Consider the following 14,873-nt stretch of genomic DNA (forward strand, 5'->3'; position numbering starts at 1 on the left):
CCGATATCCATCTCCTGCCCGGGCCCCGCGGGACCCGCCGGCCAATCCCGCAAGTGTGGGGCTTCAGGTGCCGGGCTGGCAAGGTCGGGATCGCCGCACGCCCGTTCGCGGCCGCGTTGGCGGCGTCCGGCGCCCTCGCCGAGACCGGAGCCGCCCGCGATGGGTCGGACGCCGATCCCGCCCCGCTCTTGGCGTGGGCGACCCGGACCTTTAGGAAGGCGCCCAAGCCGGGGCGATCCTCACCCGCGACCGCCGGACCGGCCGAACCCTCTGATGTCTCTCGCGGATCGCGGCGTGGGCAGCTTTGCGGGCTTCCCGCGTATCCGGACCTGACCATGCGCCTTCGAGATGTGTTCGTCGTCGGATCGTCGGAGAAGGCCGGCCTCGCAGGCGCGGCGCAGTCCCTCGCGCGCCCGCTGACCCGGCGCCTCAAGGGCCGCCGCCGCACCGAACCCCGCCAGGCGGACCTCGTCCGCGCGGTCAAGGAATCCGGCCTGTTCGACCCGGCCTGGTACGCGAGGCGCTACCCCGACGTGGTCGGCGAGGGGATCGATCCGGCGGTGCACTACGCGGTCCACGGCGGGCGCGAGGGGCGCTGGCCGCACCCGCTCTTCCACGGCGACCTCTACCTCGACTCCGTCCCGGGCCTCCGGGCCGAGGGCACCAACCCGCTGCTCCACTACCTCGACCGCGGCGCCGCGGCGGGCATCCGCCCCAACCCGCTGTTCGACCCGGACTGGTACGCGACGCGCTACCTCGGCGGCGCGGAGCACCGCGCCTGGGCGTTCTCCGACTTCCTGTCGCGGGGCGACACCGACCCGTCGCCTCAGTTCGACACCGCCTGGTACTTGTCCCGCTACCCGGATGCCCGCGCGGCCGGCGGCAACGCGCTGAGCCACTTCTTCGAGACCGGCCGGAAGCAGGGCTACCTGCGCAACCCGGAGGAGTTCGCCGGCCTGTCGCGGCACGTCGACCTGATCCGGCGGTCGGGGCTCTTCGACGCCGCGTTCTACCGCGAGCGCTGCCCCGAGGCCGAGACCAGCGGGCTCGAGCCCCTGGAGCACTACGTGATGGCCGGCGGCTACCGCCGCTACGCGCCCCACCCGCTGTTCGATCCCGACTGGTACGCGGCCCAGTCCGCCGCGGTGCGGGCCGACAGCCTCAACCCGCTGGTCCATTACCTGGAGCACGGCGCCGCCGAGGGCCTCGACCCGGGGCCCTGGTTCGCCACGCGCTGGTACACCGAGACCTACCTTGAAGACGACGCGGCCGGGCAGAACCCGCTGGCGCATTTCCTCGCCGATGGCGGGCGCACGACGAGCCCGTCGCCGCGCTTCGACGCGCCCTGGTACCGCGCCCGCTACCCGAAGGTCGCGGCGCTGGGCCTCAACCCGCTGATCGACTACGTCACCACCGGCCTGGAGGCGGGCCGCCTGACCCGCCGCGTCCCCGGGGCCGCGGTGCCGGAAGCCTCCGACGCGCGCCTCTCCTGCCTGAAGCGCGAGCCCCGGCGGCACGGCCGCACGGCCCTGTTCATCACACACTGCCCCGAGGGGCGGATCCGCGGCCACGTCGAGCCCTACCTCAAGGCCTTCGCGGAGAACGGGACCGACCTCGTCCTGATCATCGCCGCCGACCAGCACAAGAACGCCGTGCCGCAGGCGATCCTGGATCTCTGCGCCTCGGTCTACCTGCGCGAGAACAGCGGCTTCGACTTCGCCGCCTGGGCGCATGTCCTCTTGGAGGACACCGACCTCCTCGATTCCGAGACGCTCTACCTCGCCAACGACAGCCTCGTCGGCCCCCTCGACCGCGACGACTTCGCCGGCCTGCTCGCGAAGATCGACGCCTTCCCGGAGGCGGTAATCGGCCTCGCCGACAATTTCTACTACAGCCACCACCTCCAGAGCTTCTTCCTGGCCCTGAAGCGGCGCTGCCTGTCCTCGTACGCGTTCAGCCACTTCCTCCTGTCGGTGGCGAACTGGCCGGACAAGAACGCGGTCATCACCGAGTACGAGCTGACCTTCTCGCAGCGGATGCGGGCGGCCGGGCTCGGGATGCGCAGCCTGTTCTCGGCCCAGAACAAGCACATGTCGCTGGTCAACGACCCGCGCAACAACCGCACCCTGTTCGACTGGGAGAACATGCTCAGCCAGGGCTTCCCGTTCGTGAAGCGCTCGCTGCTGGGCGAGCACGCCGCGATCGGCGGGGCGGCGGTGCGGGAGGCGATCGCCGAGCGCGGCTTCGACCTCGACCGGCTCGACGTGACCTACACGTATCCGGGCGCCAAGATCTGGGCCGACCTGCGCCGGCCCCGGGCGCCGGAGCGGCCGCTGCGCGTCGCCTACGTCTCGCCGATGAACTACGCCAACGGCCTCGGCGTCGCGGCCCGCAGCTACGCCCGCGCCCTGCATCGGACCCCCTTCGCGCTGAACGTCCACCCGATGGAGCGGCCGTTCCACGTCCACGCCCGGGTGGCGCCGGCGTGGCAGGCCCGGACCTTCTCGGGCCCCGCCGACGTCGCGCTGGTCCATTTCAACGGCGACAGCTGGCACTCGCTGATGAGCGACCGGCAGCGGGCGATCGCCGCCGAGGCGCGGCTGAAGATCGGGCTGTTCGTCTGGGAGACCTCGCACGTGCCCGGGGGCTGGCTGCCGACCGTCGACGGCCTCGACGCGATCTGGGCGCCCACGGAGTTCTGCGCGGCGATCTTCCGGCAGATCACCGACATCCCGGTCGACGTCGTGCCCTACGTGGTCGAGAACGAGGCCGGCGAGCCGGTGAGCGCCGCCGCCAAGGCGAACCTGCGCAAGGCCTTCGCGATCGACCCGTCCAAGCGGGTGATCCTCTACGCCTTTGACGGCTCCAGCTACCTCGCCCGCAAGAATCCGCACGCGCTGATCCGGGCCTTCCGGGCGGCGGGTCTCGGGCAGGCCGGCTGGCAGCTCGTGCTCAAGACCAAGCACGTGTTCGACCTGCCCGAGGAGGGCAAGAAGCTCCTCGACCTCGTGGGCACGTCCGGCGACGTCGTGGTGATCGACCAGCCGCTCTCCCAGAACGAGCTCGGCGCGCTGTTCGATCTCTGCGCAATCTACGCGTCGTCGCACTCCTCGGAGGGCTTCGGCCTGACGATCGCCGAAGCGATGGAGATGGGCAAGGTCGTGGTCGCCACCGATTACGGCGGCTGCCGCGACTTCCTCGACGCCACCTGCGGCTTCCCCGTGAAGGCCGAGGTCACGGCCCTCGACCAGACCTACGGCCCGTACCTGCGCGGCGCCGAGTGGGGCCAGGTGGACGAGGCGGACCTGACCCGGGCCCTCAACGACGCCGCCCGGGCGGTGACCGGCGGCGACGCGGCCCGGATCGGCGCCGCCGCCCGGGCGCGCATCCGCGAGCGCCTGTCCATCGGCGCGGTGGCGCGGGCCATGGAGGCGAGCCTGACCCGCCTCCTGGCCGCCGAACGGTCCTGAATCCCCGGAGACGCGACCCGTGTTGAAGAAGAAGCCGGTCCCGGCCCCGTCGGCCTCGTGGGGCACGCTCCCGTGGCCGGACGCGATCCTGCCGCTGCCCCTCGACGGGCAGCTCCGTCCCCTCGACGAGCGCCGGCTCGCCCAGGTCGCTTCCGGCCAGTTCCCCGCCTGCCGGGCGATCTTCGTCGCGCCCGCGGCCTCCGAGCTGCGCCCCGACCTCGCGGCGCACCTGACGCGCGCGCTGGCGGAGCGGCCCGATATCGGCATCTTCTACGGCGACGACGCCGTGGTGGACGGCGCCGGCCAGGTCCGCAGCGTCCACTGCAAGCCGGCCTTCAACCCGGCCCTCCTGATGGCCGACGACTTTATCGGCTTCCCGCTGCTGATCCGCGTCTCGGCCCTGGCCGGCCTGAGCCCCGATTTCGGCCTGCGCCACGGCAGCGCCGCGTGGTTCCGATTCCTGCTCGGCGCGATCTCCGCGGGGATCGGCATCGACCGGATCCCCCAGACCCTGATCGCCTCGCCGCTGGAGCGCCCGAAGGCGATGCGCACGGCGCGCGCCCACGCCCTCGACCGCTGGTTCGAGGCCTCCGGCATGCCCCTGCGCACCGCCCCGGGGCTGACCCCGGACACGCTGGAGATCCGCCGGAGCTTCGACGCGCGGCCGGCCGTGACCCTGGTCGTGCCGACCAACCAGAGCCGCCCGAAGGACGATCAGGGCCGCGCCGTCGAGGGCGCGAAGCCCCACGTGATCAACCTGCTCGACAGTCTCGGCCGCAGCACCTACCCGGCCGACCGGATCCGCGTGCTGATCGGCGACGACGTGGCCGACGACGCGATCTACCGCGGCCGCTCCGACCGCTTCACCGTGACCCGCCTGCTGACGACCCGGGCGCCGGGCGAGCGGTTCAACTACGCGGCCAAGATGAACACCCTCTGGCGCGCGGCCGAGACCGACCTCGTCATCCTGATGAACGACGACCTCGTCGTGCGCCGCCCCGGCTGGATCGAGGCGCTCCTGACCTTCGCGCTGGACCGCGGCGTCGGCGGCGCCGGCGGCCGGCTGCTGTTCCCCACCGGCAAGATCCAGCATGCCGGCATGACCGGCGGCATCTTCGACGTGTTCGCCCACCCCTGGTACAACCGGGACGCGGCCGAGCCGACCTACGGCGACTGGGCCCTGACGCAGCGCGACTGCTCGGCGGTGACAGGGGCGCTCTTCGCCACCCGCAAGGCGGTGCTGGAGGCGGTCAACGGCTTCGACGAGGGCTTCGCCCTCGACTTCAACGACGTCGACCTCTGCCTGAAAATGCGGCAGCTCGGCTACCGCATCGTCTACACGCCCTTCGCCGAGATGGCGCACCACGAGAGCGCCTCGCGGCAGACCAGCTTCGCGCCGGGCTCGCAGATCGCCCGCTTCCTGCGCCGCTGGGGCGACGTCATCGCGGAGGATCCGGCCTACAGCCCGCAGCTGCGCATCGACACCGACGTGGTCGCCCCGCGGGCCGACGCGACGCGCTGGATCGCGGAGCGCCGGGCGGACGCCGCCTGAGCGGCCGGCGCGCCCGGGTTAAGCTAAACGCGCGAAGTTCGGCGTCGCGGGCTGGAACGGGGCAGTCCGACCCTCTACCCCTTGCGGGCGATGCGCGGACGGACTCGTCCGTGCTGGGGTGGGGAGCCCAACGTGAAGAAGCCGCTCACCGCCGCCGCCCTCCTCGTCGGCCTCGCCCTGGTCGGCCTCGCGGCGGAGATCCGGCTGCACGAGCGGGGCCGTCCCGTCGCCAGCACGGCGGTCCGGTCCGGCGGCGCCGCCTTCGCCCCGGCGCCGATCCCGGCGGACTGGGTCGTCTCCGGCGACCCCGTCACCGAGGTCGCGGAGGTCTCGCAGACCCATGACGGCAGCGCGCAGGTCTACCTCTGGCGCACCACGGCCAGCACGTTCCGCTGGACCCACCACGCCGACGAGATCATCACCATCCTCGACGGCGAGGTCTTCGTCACCGACGCCGACGGCAGCCGCCACCACCTAACGCCGGGCGACGTGGCGCATTTCCCGGTCGGGTCCGTCCAGCTCTGGGAGGTGCCGAGGACGCTCCTCAAATCGGCGATCCTCAAGCACCGCAGCCCGACCCTGGTCGAGGCGTCCCTGCGCTGGCTGCGCCGGGCGCGGGCGCTCGTCGCCGGCTGAGGCGCGGGCGCCGGCGGCGTCCGCCGCGCCGCGCCGACGAGGCGTAATCTAGGTTGAATCCCGCGATCCGGTGACACGGCTTGCTAAGGCTCGGCGCGGCATCTTCGGCGCTCCGACGCCGCGAACCGACCCGATGCCCCCACCCCGCGACCTGCAGCTCGACGCCGCGCGCGGTCTAGCCGTGCTGCTGGTCCTGTCCGGCCACCTGCTGCAGCCCGTCTTCTACGGCCCGTCGGGGCCCGAGCCGGGGCCGGCCCTCGCGGTCTGGCGGGTCATCTACGCCTTCCACATGCCGTTCTTCTTCCTGCTCTGCGGGATGGTCGACCGGATCAAGGGCGAGGCGAGTCTCGGCGAAGCCTGCCGCTCCGCGCTGCGGCTCGTGGCGGTGACGCTGGCGTTCGGCACCCTCGCGCTGGTGCCCCAGGCCCTCGCCGGCACCCTGTCGCCCGGGGACGCGCTGGGCGACGCGCTGTGCGGCCGCGACTTCGGTCTGGGCGTGCTCTGGTTCCTGGTCGCCCTGGGGCTTGTGCGGGTGATCGACGCCGCGGCGCGCGCGGCGACCTTCCCGGGCGGCTACTGGATCGTCCTGGGCGGCGCCCTGGCCCTGTCGTGGACCTGCAGCGCGCGGGCGTTCCCGTACTGGCAGGTCCACGCGCTCGTGGGCGCCCTGCCGTTCTACGTCGCGGGCCTGCGGCTCGGGCCACGGTCGTTCGACGTGTCGGCGCTGCTCGGCGCCTGCGGCCTCGCCGTGCTCCTGCTCTCCGCGCCGCGGAACTTCGTCCACGTCGCGACCGGGCATTACGGCGACCCGGCGCTGTTCGCCGTGACGGCGGTGGCGGGCTCGGCGTTCGCGCTGGCGGTCGCCGGCCGGCTGCGCGGCCCGCCGCGCGCCGCGGCCGGCCTGCTGGGGCGGGCGAGCTTCGAACTCTACATCGTCAGCGGCGTCTTCCTCCTCCTGGCGCCGCACTGGCCCGCCTGGGACCGGTGGGACGGCCTGGTGCTGCTCGCCGCAATCGGCCTGCCCCTGCACCTGATCGCGGCTCGCGGGCTGCGCGGGCCGATCCGGGCCGTCCGCGCGGCCGCCGACAGTGTTGTCGACGGCTTGGTCGACGGGCTCGCCGGCCGCCGGCGTCGCGCGCGGCCGGGCTTGCCCGGGGCGGATCCTTAAGACTTGTGCGGGACGATCCGCCGGCATTCCGGCGGCAAGACCTTCGATGACAGCGCCACACGCCAGGGGCCCCGATGTTCGCTGAGCGCCCGCGCGGCGGCGTCGGCGCGTGGCCCCTCATCGCCGCCACGCTGGTCGCCACGATCGTCTGGATGGCGGTCGCCGGGCTGCACTTCGCCTGGGACAGCGCCCTCGTCACCCTCGCGGCCTGCGGCGGGCTCGAGGCCCTGGCGCAGGTCTACCGCACGCGACGCCCCGAGCCGCGCATCGCCGCGACGCTGAGCGCGCTGGCGCAGGTCATCGCCTTCAGCGCCTGCGCGGCCGCGCTGTCGTACACCGTCGCGAGCACCGGCGGCCCGCTCTGGGATTCGACCTTCGACGCCTGGGACCGGCGGCTCGGACTGGACTGGCGCGCCTACCTGGCCTTCGTGGACGGCCATCCGCGGCTCGGGCTGGCGCTCTCGCTGGCCTACCGGAGCCTGATCCTGCAGACCATGCTGGCGGTCATCCTGCTGGGCTTCAGCGGCCGGCTGCGGGCCCTGCGGGACTTCGTCCTGGCCTTCGCCCTCGCCGGCACGGTGACGGTCCTGATCTCGGCGCTGACGCCGGCCCTGGCGAACTTCGTGTACCTGGGCCTGTCCCCGGCGGACTTCCCCAACCTGCACCCGGCCGCGTCCTACGTCCACGTCGCGGACCTGACCGGCCTGCGCGACGGCGCGCTCCGGACGATCTCCCTCGACCACGTCGAGGGCATCATCACGTTCCCGAGCTTCCACGCGGCGCTGGGGGCCCTCTACATCTGGGCTTTCTGGCACCTGCGCGCGGCCCGGATCCCGGCCCTTCTCGTCAACGTCCTCCTCATCGCCGCCACGCCGATCGACGGCGGCCACTACTTCGTCGACGTGATCGCCGGGCTGGTCATCGCCGTCCTGGCGATCTGCGCCGCGCGGGCGCTCGGGCGGCGGTGGGCCGCGGACGCGCCCAGTCCCGGAGCGCCCGAGGGCGGACCCGCACCCGGGCGGGCCTGACGCGCGCGGCCCGCGGGCACCTCAGAGCGGCTCGCCTCGCATCAGCCGGGGCCGCGAGTCGCGTGCGGCCGCGGCCTCGCCGATGAAGAAGCGCTTGAGCCCCGGCAGCCGGTCCACGATCCCGAGGCCGAGGTCGCGGGCGAGCCGCAGCGGCAGGGCGTCGTTCGAGAACAGCCGGTTCAGCCCGTCGGTCGCCGCCGCCATGGCGAAGCTGTCGAAGCGCCGGGCGCGCTCGTAGGCGCGCAGCACGTCGGGGCTGCCGGGGTCGAGGCCGAGGCGCAGCGCGCCGGTCACGGATTCGGCCAGCGCCGCGGCGTCCGCGAGCCCGAGATTGAGGCCCTGGCCGGCGATCGGGTGGATCACGTGCGCCGCGTCGCCCAGCAGGGCGAGGCGCTCGGCGCGGAAGGCGCGGGCGATGCCGAAGGCGAGGGGGTGACGGCTGGGTCCGTGCTCCAGCGCGAGCGCGCCGAGATCCAGGGTGAACCGGCGCTCGATCTCGGCGAGCACCTCGTCGGGGCCGCCGGAGAGCAGGGCCTCGGCGTCGTCCGACCGCTCGGTCCAGACGATGGAGGAGCGGTGCCCCAGGGGGCCGCCGTCCCGTAGCGGCAGGATCGCGAACGGGCCCGCGGGCAGGAAGTGCTCGAAGGCGCGGCCTTCGTGCGGCCGGGCGTGGCCGATCGTCGCCACGATCCCGACCTGCGGGTAGGACCAGCCGACCCAGCCGATCCGCGCCGCCTCGCGCAGCCGCGAGCGCGCGCCGTCGGCGGCCACTAGCAGGTCGCCCCGCAGGGTCTCGCCGGTGGTGAGCGCCGCGCGGATCGCGGCCCCCTCCGGCACCGCGCGCACCACCCCGGCGGCGACGATCGCGACCCCCGCCGCCCGGCAGGCCTCCGCGAGGGCCGCGGCGAGCGGCTCGGCCTCGATCATGTGGGCGAAGGGCTCGCCGTCGTCGCGCTCCGCGTCCGCCTCGCGGCCGAAGGTCAGGAAGACCGGCCGCACCGGGTCGGCGAGGCGGCTGTCGCTGATCACCATCTCGCCGATCGGCTCGGCCGCTTCGGCGACCCGGGCCCACAGGCCGAGGTGCTCCAGCATGCGCCGCCCGCCCGCCGCGAGGGCGTAGGCGCGGCCGCGATGCCGGGCGGGGTCGGCGGCGCCCGGATCGATCACCGTTTCGGCCAGCGCCGGCCCGTGGGCCTGCTTCAGGGCGAGGGCCAGGGCGAGGCTGGGCAGGCCGCCGCCGGCGATCAGGAGGCTGCGGCTGCCGGAGCGAGGCGTCTCGGCCGTCATCGGGGCGGATCTCCTAGGGGTCCAGCGCGGGACGCGTGGATTGGTTCGTCCGAAAAGCCTATGTCGCACGCGGGCAACGAACGGAAACCCCGCGGGTCATGACCGACGCCAACACCGACGCGATGACGGACGCCGTCGCCGAGCTGATCGCCATCCTCGACCTAGAGCGCCTGGAGGTCGACCTGTTCCGCGGCCAGAACCCTAAGACAGGCTGGCGGCGCGTCTTCGGCGGGCAGGTGGTGGCGCAGGCCCTGGTCGCCGCGACCCGGACGGTGCCCGACGACCGTCCCGCCCACTCCCTCCACGCCTACTTCATGCTGCCCGGCGACCCGCGCACGCCCATCGTCTATGAGGTCGAGCGGATCCGGGACGGGCGGAGCTTCACGACCCGCCGGGTCAAGGCGATCCAGCACGGGCGCGCGATCTTCGCCACGACGGTGTCCTATCAGGTCGTCGAGGAGGGGCTCACGCACCAGCCGGCGATGCCGGCGGTGGCCGGGCCCGAGGGGCTCCTCGACGGCAAGGCCCTGGCGGCGGCCGGCGGCACCGGGATGCCGGAGGCGATCGCCGCCTATTTCGGCCGCGAGCGGCCGATCGCGCTGCGGCCGGTCGATCTGAACCGCTATCTGCCCGCCGGCGCGGGCGGCCGGGCGCCGGACCCGATCTTCAATGTCTGGCTGCGCGCGGCCTCGGCGCTGCCGGACGATCCGGCACTCCACCGGGCCGTGCTGGCCTACGCGTCCGACATGACCCTGCTCGACGTCTCGCTGATCCCGCACGCGCGCTCGGTGTTCGACCCGACGATCCAGGCGGCGAGCCTCGACCACGCGCTCTGGTTCCACCGGCCCGTGAAGATCGACGACTGGCTGCTCTACGCCCAGGACAGCCCGGTCGCGGGCGGCGCGCGCGGCTTCGCCCGGGGCCAGATCTTCGACCGGGCCGGCAACCTCGTGGCGTCGGTGGCCCAGGAGGGGCTGATCCGCCCGACGCGGGATTAAATCGCGTTGCCGCGCGTGTGTTGCCGGCACGCAACGGGGCGAGATGCACGGAATTGGGCAGATTGCCTCGTCTTTGTGCGGCGGCGCGACCGGACCTGCCCGCTATCTGGCCGTATCGGGCTAATCGATGGGCAAAATGGCGACCGGCGAAAATGTTCCCGGCCAAGCTTGTCTGGCATAGTCCTTGAATAGCGGCCTTCGACCGCGGGTCATCCCGAGCCTGCGGACGGTCCGGGTCGGCTCGTCCCGCAGGTCGGGTGACGGCAACGGTTCCCGAGGACTTCGAAGGGGGCGTCGCCCATGAAAATCGTGATGGCCATCATCAAGCCGTTCAAGCTCGAGGAGGTGCGCGACGCGCTCACCGGAATCGGCGTGCACGGCCTGACGGTGACGGAGGTGAAGGGTTATGGCCGCCAGAAGGGCCACACCGAGATCTACCGCGGCGCGGAATACGCCGTCAGCTTCCTGCCGAAGCTGAAGATCGAGGTCGCCGTCGCCTCGGACCTGACGTCCAGCGTGATCGACGCCATCGCGGGGGCCGCGCGGACCGGCCAGATCGGCGACGGCAAGATCTTCGTGATGCCGCTGGAGAAGGCGGTGCGCATCCGGACCGGCGAGACCGACGCCGACGCCCTCTGATCCGCGGCCCGGTGCGCCCGGGCCCGCCGATCCCCAGACCTCCTGAAACACTACGGACTTGAGACCGGGAGCCACGTGCCCATGAAACTTCGTCATGCCCTCATGCTCGGCTTGGGAGGGGCGGCGATCGCCGCCCTCCTGATCGAGCCGTCCCTCGCGCAGACCCCGACACCGGAAGCCGCCTCGCCGCCGCCCTCGCCGATCCCCAACAAGGGCGACACGGCCTGGATGATGATCTCGTCGGCCCTGGTGCTGATGATGAGCATCCCGGGCCTCGCGCTGTTCTACGGCGGCCTCGTGCGCACCAAGAACATGCTGTCGGTGCTGACCCAGGTGTTCGCGATCGTGTCGATCGTCGGCCTGCTCTGGGTGTTCTACGGCTACAGCCTCGCCTTCACCAGCGGCGGCGGCCTCAACGACTTCGTCGGCGGCCTCTCGAAGGCCTTCCTGAAGGGCGTCGACGCGAACTCGACGGTCGCGACCTTCTCGAACGGCGTCGTGATCCCGGAATACGCCTATCTGTGCTTCCAGATGACGTTCGCCATGATCACGCCCGCGCTGATCGTCGGCGCCTTCGCCGAGCGGATGAAGTTCTCCGCGCTGGTGGTGTTCACGATCCTCTGGGTCACGATCATCTACTTCCCGATGGCTCACATGGTCTGGTACTGGGCCGGCCCGGACGCCGTCGGCAACGCCGCGAAGGCGCTGGCCGCCGCCACCGACGACGCCTCGAAGGCGACCGCCCAGGCGGCCCTCGACGCGGTCAACAAGGATGCCGGCTTCCTCTTCCAGAAGGGCGCCCTCGACTTCGCGGGCGGCACGGTCGTGCACATCAACGCGGGCATCGCCGGCTTCGTCGGCTGCCTGATCATGGGCAAGCGCATCGGCTACGGCCGTGACCTGCTCGCCCCGCACTCCCTGACCATGACGATGATCGGCGCCTCGCTGCTGTGGGTCGGCTGGTTCGGCTTCAACGCCGGCTCGAACCTCGAGTCCAACGGCACCGCCGCCCTCGCCATGCTCAACACCTTCGTGGCGACCTGCGGCGCCGCGGTGGCGTGGCTGTTCGCCGAGTGGGCCCTCAAGGGCAAACCGTCCCTGCTCGGCATGCTGTCGGGCGCGGTCGCCGGCCTCGTCGCGGTCACCCCGGCCTCCGGCTTCGCCGGCCCCATGGGCTCGATCGTGCTCGGCCTCGTCGCCGGCGTGGTCTGCTTCGTGATGTGCTCGACCGTGAAGAACGCGCTCGGCTACGACGACTCGCTGGACGTCTTCGGCGTCCACTGCGTCGGCGGCATCCTGGGCGCGCTGGCGACCGGCATCCTGGTCGACCCGAACCTCGGCGGCGTCGGCATCCCCGACTACACCTCGAAGCCGGGCGAGCTCGCGGTCGGTGCCTACGACATGATGAGCCAGCTCATCGTCCAGGCCGAGGCGGTCGGCCTGACGCTCCTGTGGTCGGGCATCGGCTCGGCGATCCTCTACAAGCTCGTCGACGTGACGATCGGCCTGCGCGTCACGCAGGAGGAGGAGCGCGAGGGTCTCGACATCGCCGATCACGGCGAGCGCGCCTACAACTACTGAGACGGAGGGCGCGGCCCCGCGGGGCCGCGTCCCCCGAACGAGAAAACCCCGGCTCCGTGAGGACCGGGGTTTTTTCGCGTCAGGCCGTCATCGCGAGCGCAGCGAAGCGACCCAGGGCAGCGCTGCGGTCGGAATCGGAGCGAAGCCCTGGATTGCTTCGCTCCGCTCGCAAAGACGATGCGGGGCGGCGACCGGGCATCGACCCCGAAGCATTCACGCCGCCCGCGTCAGCGCCGCCTTCTCCTCCGCGAAGGCCCAGTCGAGCCAGGGCGTCAGCGCTTCCAGATCCGAGGTCTCCACGGTGGCGCCGCACCAGATCCGCAGGCCCGCCGGCGCGTCGCGATAGGCGCCGATGTCGAGGGCGACACCCTCGCGGTCGAGGCGCTCGACGATCCCCGCCGCGTAGGCCGAGACCGCCGCGTCGCCGCGGGCGAGCACATCCGGATCGGCGATCACGAGGCAGACGCCCGTGTTCGAGTAGGTCGCGGGATCGGCGGCCAGCGGCGCGATCCAGGGCGTGCGCGCGACCCAGTCGTAGACGACCTTCGCGTTGGCGTCGGCCCGCGCGTGCAGCGCCTTCAGGCCGCCGATCCGCTCGGCCCAGTCCAGGGTGTCGAGGTAGTCCTCGACGGCCAGCATCGAGGGCGTGTTGATCGTGTCGCCCTTGAAGATGCCCTCGATCAGCTTGCCGTCCTTGGTGAGGCGGAAGATCTTCGGCAGGGGCCAGGACGGTGTGTGGCTCTCCAGTCGCGCCACGGCGCGGGGCGAGAGGATCAGCATGCCGTGCGCCGCCTCGCCGCCCATCACCTTCTGCCAGGAGAAGGTCACGACATCGAGCTTGTCCCAGGGCAGGGGTTGGGCGAAGGCCGCCGAGGTCGCGTCGCAGATCGTCAGGCCCTCGCGGTCGGCCGCGATCCAGTCGCCGTCCGGCACCTTCACGCCGGCCGCGGTGCCGTTCCAGGTGAAGACCACGTCGCTGTTCTTCGTGTCGATCGCCGCGAGGTCCGGCAGGATCCCGTAGGGCGTCTGGTGAATGCGCGGCGCGATCTTGAGCTGCTTCAGCGCGTCCGTGACCCACTCCTTGCCGAACGCCTCCCAGGCGGCGACCGCGACGGGCTTCGGCCCGAGCATCGTCCACATAGCCATCTCGACGGCGCCGGTGTCGGAGGCCGGCACGATGCCGATCCGGTAGTCGGACGGCACCTGCAGGACCGTGCGGGTCAGGTCGATCGCCCGGCCGAGCTTGGCCTTGCCGAGGGGGGAGCGGTGCGACCGGCCGAGGGCGGCGTCGGCCAGGGCGGCCGGGGTCCAGCCGGGGCGCTTGGCGCAGGGGCCGGAGGAGAAGTGGGGCACGCGCGGGCGCTGCGTGGGGCGGCTGGTCATGGCGGATCCATCCTTGCAGAGGGCCGCGCTCCCGGGGGAGGCGCGTCCCGGCTCGCGCATGCGCCGAAACCGGCCGGCTTGCAAGCGCCCGTCCCGGCGGCAGTCTTCGCGGCGCTGCCCCCGGTCGGGACACGGCCCCGGGCGGCGGGGAACAGTCGATTAATCCCGGCCCGTTAGCCTTAATGAGGTGCCGCGTAGCGTTTGAGGTGCGCCGATGACTTTCCACAGCGCCGCGATATTGGCGGTCTGGTCCGTTCTACTCTTGGTTATTGGGGCCTTAATTCCCCGCCTCCTGCAGGCGAGCCGGACACCGCGGCTGGTGCCGCAGCCGCTGCGGCTCGACCCGCCGGATTACGACCGCGACGGCCCGGTGATCGACCTCGAGCCGGCCTGACCGGGGCTGCCCCCGGGGCGCAGGTCCGGGCGCCGCTCGGCGGTGATCCGCTCGGCCTCCGCCCGCCGCCAGCGGGCGATGGCGGCGTGGTTGCCGCCGGAGAGGACGTCCGGGATCGCGCGGCCCTCCCAGTCGCGGGGGCGCGTGTAGTGCGGGTACTCGAGGAGCCCGCCCTCGAAGCTCTCCTCGACGCCGGATTCCACCTTGCCCATCACGCCGGGCAGCAGGCGCACGCAGGCGTCCAGAACCACCAGCGCGGCGATCTCGCCGCCGGACAGCACGTAGTCGCCGATCGAGACCTCCTCCAGGCCGCGCCCGGCGATGACGCGCTCGTCGACGCCCTCGAAGCGGCCGCAGACGATCAGCGCGCCCGGTCCCGCCGCGAGGTCGCGCACGCGGGCCTGGGTGAGCGGCCGGCCGCGGGGCGACATCAGCAGGCGCGGGCGCGGGTCGTCGGCCCCGGTCGCGGCGTCGTAAGTCGCGGCGTCGATGGCGGCGCCGAGCACGTCGCAGCGCAGGACCATCCCGGCCCCGCCGCCGGCCGGCGTGTCGTCCACCGAGCGGTGGCGGCCGAGGCCGTGCGCGCGGATGTTGCGGGCCTCCAGGGTCCAGTCGCCCCGCGCCAGGGCGTCGCCCGACAGGGACACGCCCAGCGGGCCCGGGAACATCTCCGGGTAGAGGGTGAGGATCGTGGCCCGCCAGGGCGTGTCCGCGCGCGTCATGGCGCTTGATGGCGC

11 protein-coding genes are annotated in these 14,873 nt (G+C 72.7%); 8 read left to right on the plus strand and 3 right to left on the minus strand.

What is annotated here, in order from left to right:
• Window positions 1-335: 335 nt before the first annotated feature.
• The 5 genes from C4T42_RS07775 (at window position 336) to C4T42_RS07795 (ending at window position 7,854) form a co-directional block, all read left to right on the plus strand.
• On the plus strand, window positions 336-3,470 hold the full coding sequence (locus C4T42_RS07775) for a rhamnan synthesis F family protein (RefSeq protein WP_026604845.1): 3,135 nt from the start codon (window positions 336-338) through the stop codon (window positions 3,468-3,470).
• Between the two features lie 19 nt (window positions 3,471-3,489).
• Window positions 3,490-5,022, plus strand: a complete 1,533-nt coding sequence (locus C4T42_RS07780; protein WP_103984964.1) for a glycosyltransferase — start codon at window positions 3,490-3,492, stop codon at window positions 5,020-5,022.
• A gap of 132 nt (window positions 5,023-5,154) precedes the next feature.
• The gene (locus tag C4T42_RS07785; RefSeq protein WP_020092621.1) at window positions 5,155-5,658 is read left to right on the plus strand and encodes a cupin domain-containing protein; all 504 of its coding nucleotides are present in this window, start codon (window positions 5,155-5,157) and stop codon (window positions 5,656-5,658) included.
• Between the two features lie 133 nt (window positions 5,659-5,791).
• Entirely contained in the window at window positions 5,792-6,826 is a 1,035-nt protein-coding gene (locus tag C4T42_RS07790) for an acyltransferase (protein WP_103984965.1), read from the plus strand.
• A 74-nt stretch (window positions 6,827-6,900) separates the two neighbouring features.
• Window positions 6,901-7,854: a phosphatase PAP2 family protein gene (locus C4T42_RS07795; protein ID WP_103984966.1), complete on the plus strand. Its 954-nt coding sequence runs from the start codon at window positions 6,901-6,903 to the stop codon at window positions 7,852-7,854.
• A gap of 21 nt (window positions 7,855-7,875) precedes the next feature.
• Here C4T42_RS07795 and C4T42_RS07800 read toward each other — a convergent pair whose 3' ends face one another.
• A complete protein-coding gene (locus tag C4T42_RS07800; protein WP_103984967.1) occupies window positions 7,876-9,141 on the minus strand; it encodes an FAD-dependent monooxygenase in 1,266 nt (421 codons plus the stop codon).
• A 98-nt stretch (window positions 9,142-9,239) separates the two neighbouring features.
• Between C4T42_RS07800 and tesB the strand changes: the two genes are divergently transcribed.
• From tesB to C4T42_RS07815, 3 genes are all read left to right on the plus strand, one after another.
• A complete protein-coding gene (tesB, locus tag C4T42_RS07805) occupies window positions 9,240-10,139 on the plus strand; it encodes an acyl-CoA thioesterase II (RefSeq protein ID WP_091976800.1) in 900 nt (299 codons plus the stop codon).
• A 300-nt stretch (window positions 10,140-10,439) separates the two neighbouring features.
• Entirely contained in the window at window positions 10,440-10,778 is a 339-nt protein-coding gene (locus tag C4T42_RS07810; RefSeq protein WP_010683623.1) for a P-II family nitrogen regulator, read from the plus strand.
• 81 nt (window positions 10,779-10,859) lie between these two features.
• Window positions 10,860-12,359, plus strand: coding sequence for an ammonium transporter (locus tag C4T42_RS07815; RefSeq protein ID WP_042675605.1), 1,500 nt, complete (start codon window positions 10,860-10,862; stop codon window positions 12,357-12,359).
• 213 nt (window positions 12,360-12,572) lie between these two features.
• Here the strand turns inward: C4T42_RS07815 and C4T42_RS07820 are convergent, their stop codons facing one another.
• Both C4T42_RS07820 and trmD read right to left on the minus strand, forming a co-directional pair.
• On the minus strand, window positions 12,573-13,742 hold the full coding sequence (locus C4T42_RS07820) for a phosphoserine transaminase (protein WP_020092614.1): 1,170 nt from the start codon (window positions 13,740-13,742) through the stop codon (window positions 12,573-12,575).
• A 351-nt stretch (window positions 13,743-14,093) separates the two neighbouring features.
• Window positions 14,094-14,858: a tRNA (guanosine(37)-N1)-methyltransferase TrmD gene (gene trmD, locus C4T42_RS07830; RefSeq protein ID WP_020092613.1), complete on the minus strand. Its 765-nt coding sequence runs from the start codon at window positions 14,856-14,858 to the stop codon at window positions 14,094-14,096.
• Window positions 14,859-14,873: the final 15 nt, after the last annotated feature.

This window comes from Methylobacterium sp. 190mf (assembly GCF_900107945.1).
Taxonomy (GTDB): Bacteria; Pseudomonadota; Alphaproteobacteria; order Rhizobiales; family Beijerinckiaceae; genus Methylobacterium.

Bases quoted from the DNA above. Each gene is read 5' to 3' on its own strand.
- tesB (WP_091976800.1), top strand. From the start codon at position 9,240: ATGACCGACGCCAACACCGACGCGATGACGGACGCCGTCGCCGAGCTG.
- C4T42_RS07820 (WP_020092614.1), bottom strand. From the start codon at position 13,742: ATGACCAGCCGCCCCACGCAGCGCCCGCGCGTGCCCCACTTCTCCTCC.
- C4T42_RS07790 (WP_103984965.1), top strand. From the start codon at position 5,792: ATGCCCCCACCCCGCGACCTGCAGCTCGACGCCGCGCGCGGTCTAGCC.
- C4T42_RS07775 (WP_026604845.1), top strand. From the start codon at position 336: ATGCGCCTTCGAGATGTGTTCGTCGTCGGATCGTCGGAGAAGGCCGGC.
- C4T42_RS07795 (WP_103984966.1), top strand. From the start codon at position 6,901: ATGTTCGCTGAGCGCCCGCGCGGCGGCGTCGGCGCGTGGCCCCTCATC.
- trmD (WP_020092613.1), bottom strand. From the start codon at position 14,858: ATGACGCGCGCGGACACGCCCTGGCGGGCCACGATCCTCACCCTCTAC.
- C4T42_RS07815 (WP_042675605.1), top strand. From the start codon at position 10,860: ATGAAACTTCGTCATGCCCTCATGCTCGGCTTGGGAGGGGCGGCGATC.
- C4T42_RS07810 (WP_010683623.1), top strand. From the start codon at position 10,440: ATGAAAATCGTGATGGCCATCATCAAGCCGTTCAAGCTCGAGGAGGTG.
- C4T42_RS07800 (WP_103984967.1), bottom strand. From the start codon at position 9,141: ATGACGGCCGAGACGCCTCGCTCCGGCAGCCGCAGCCTCCTGATCGCC.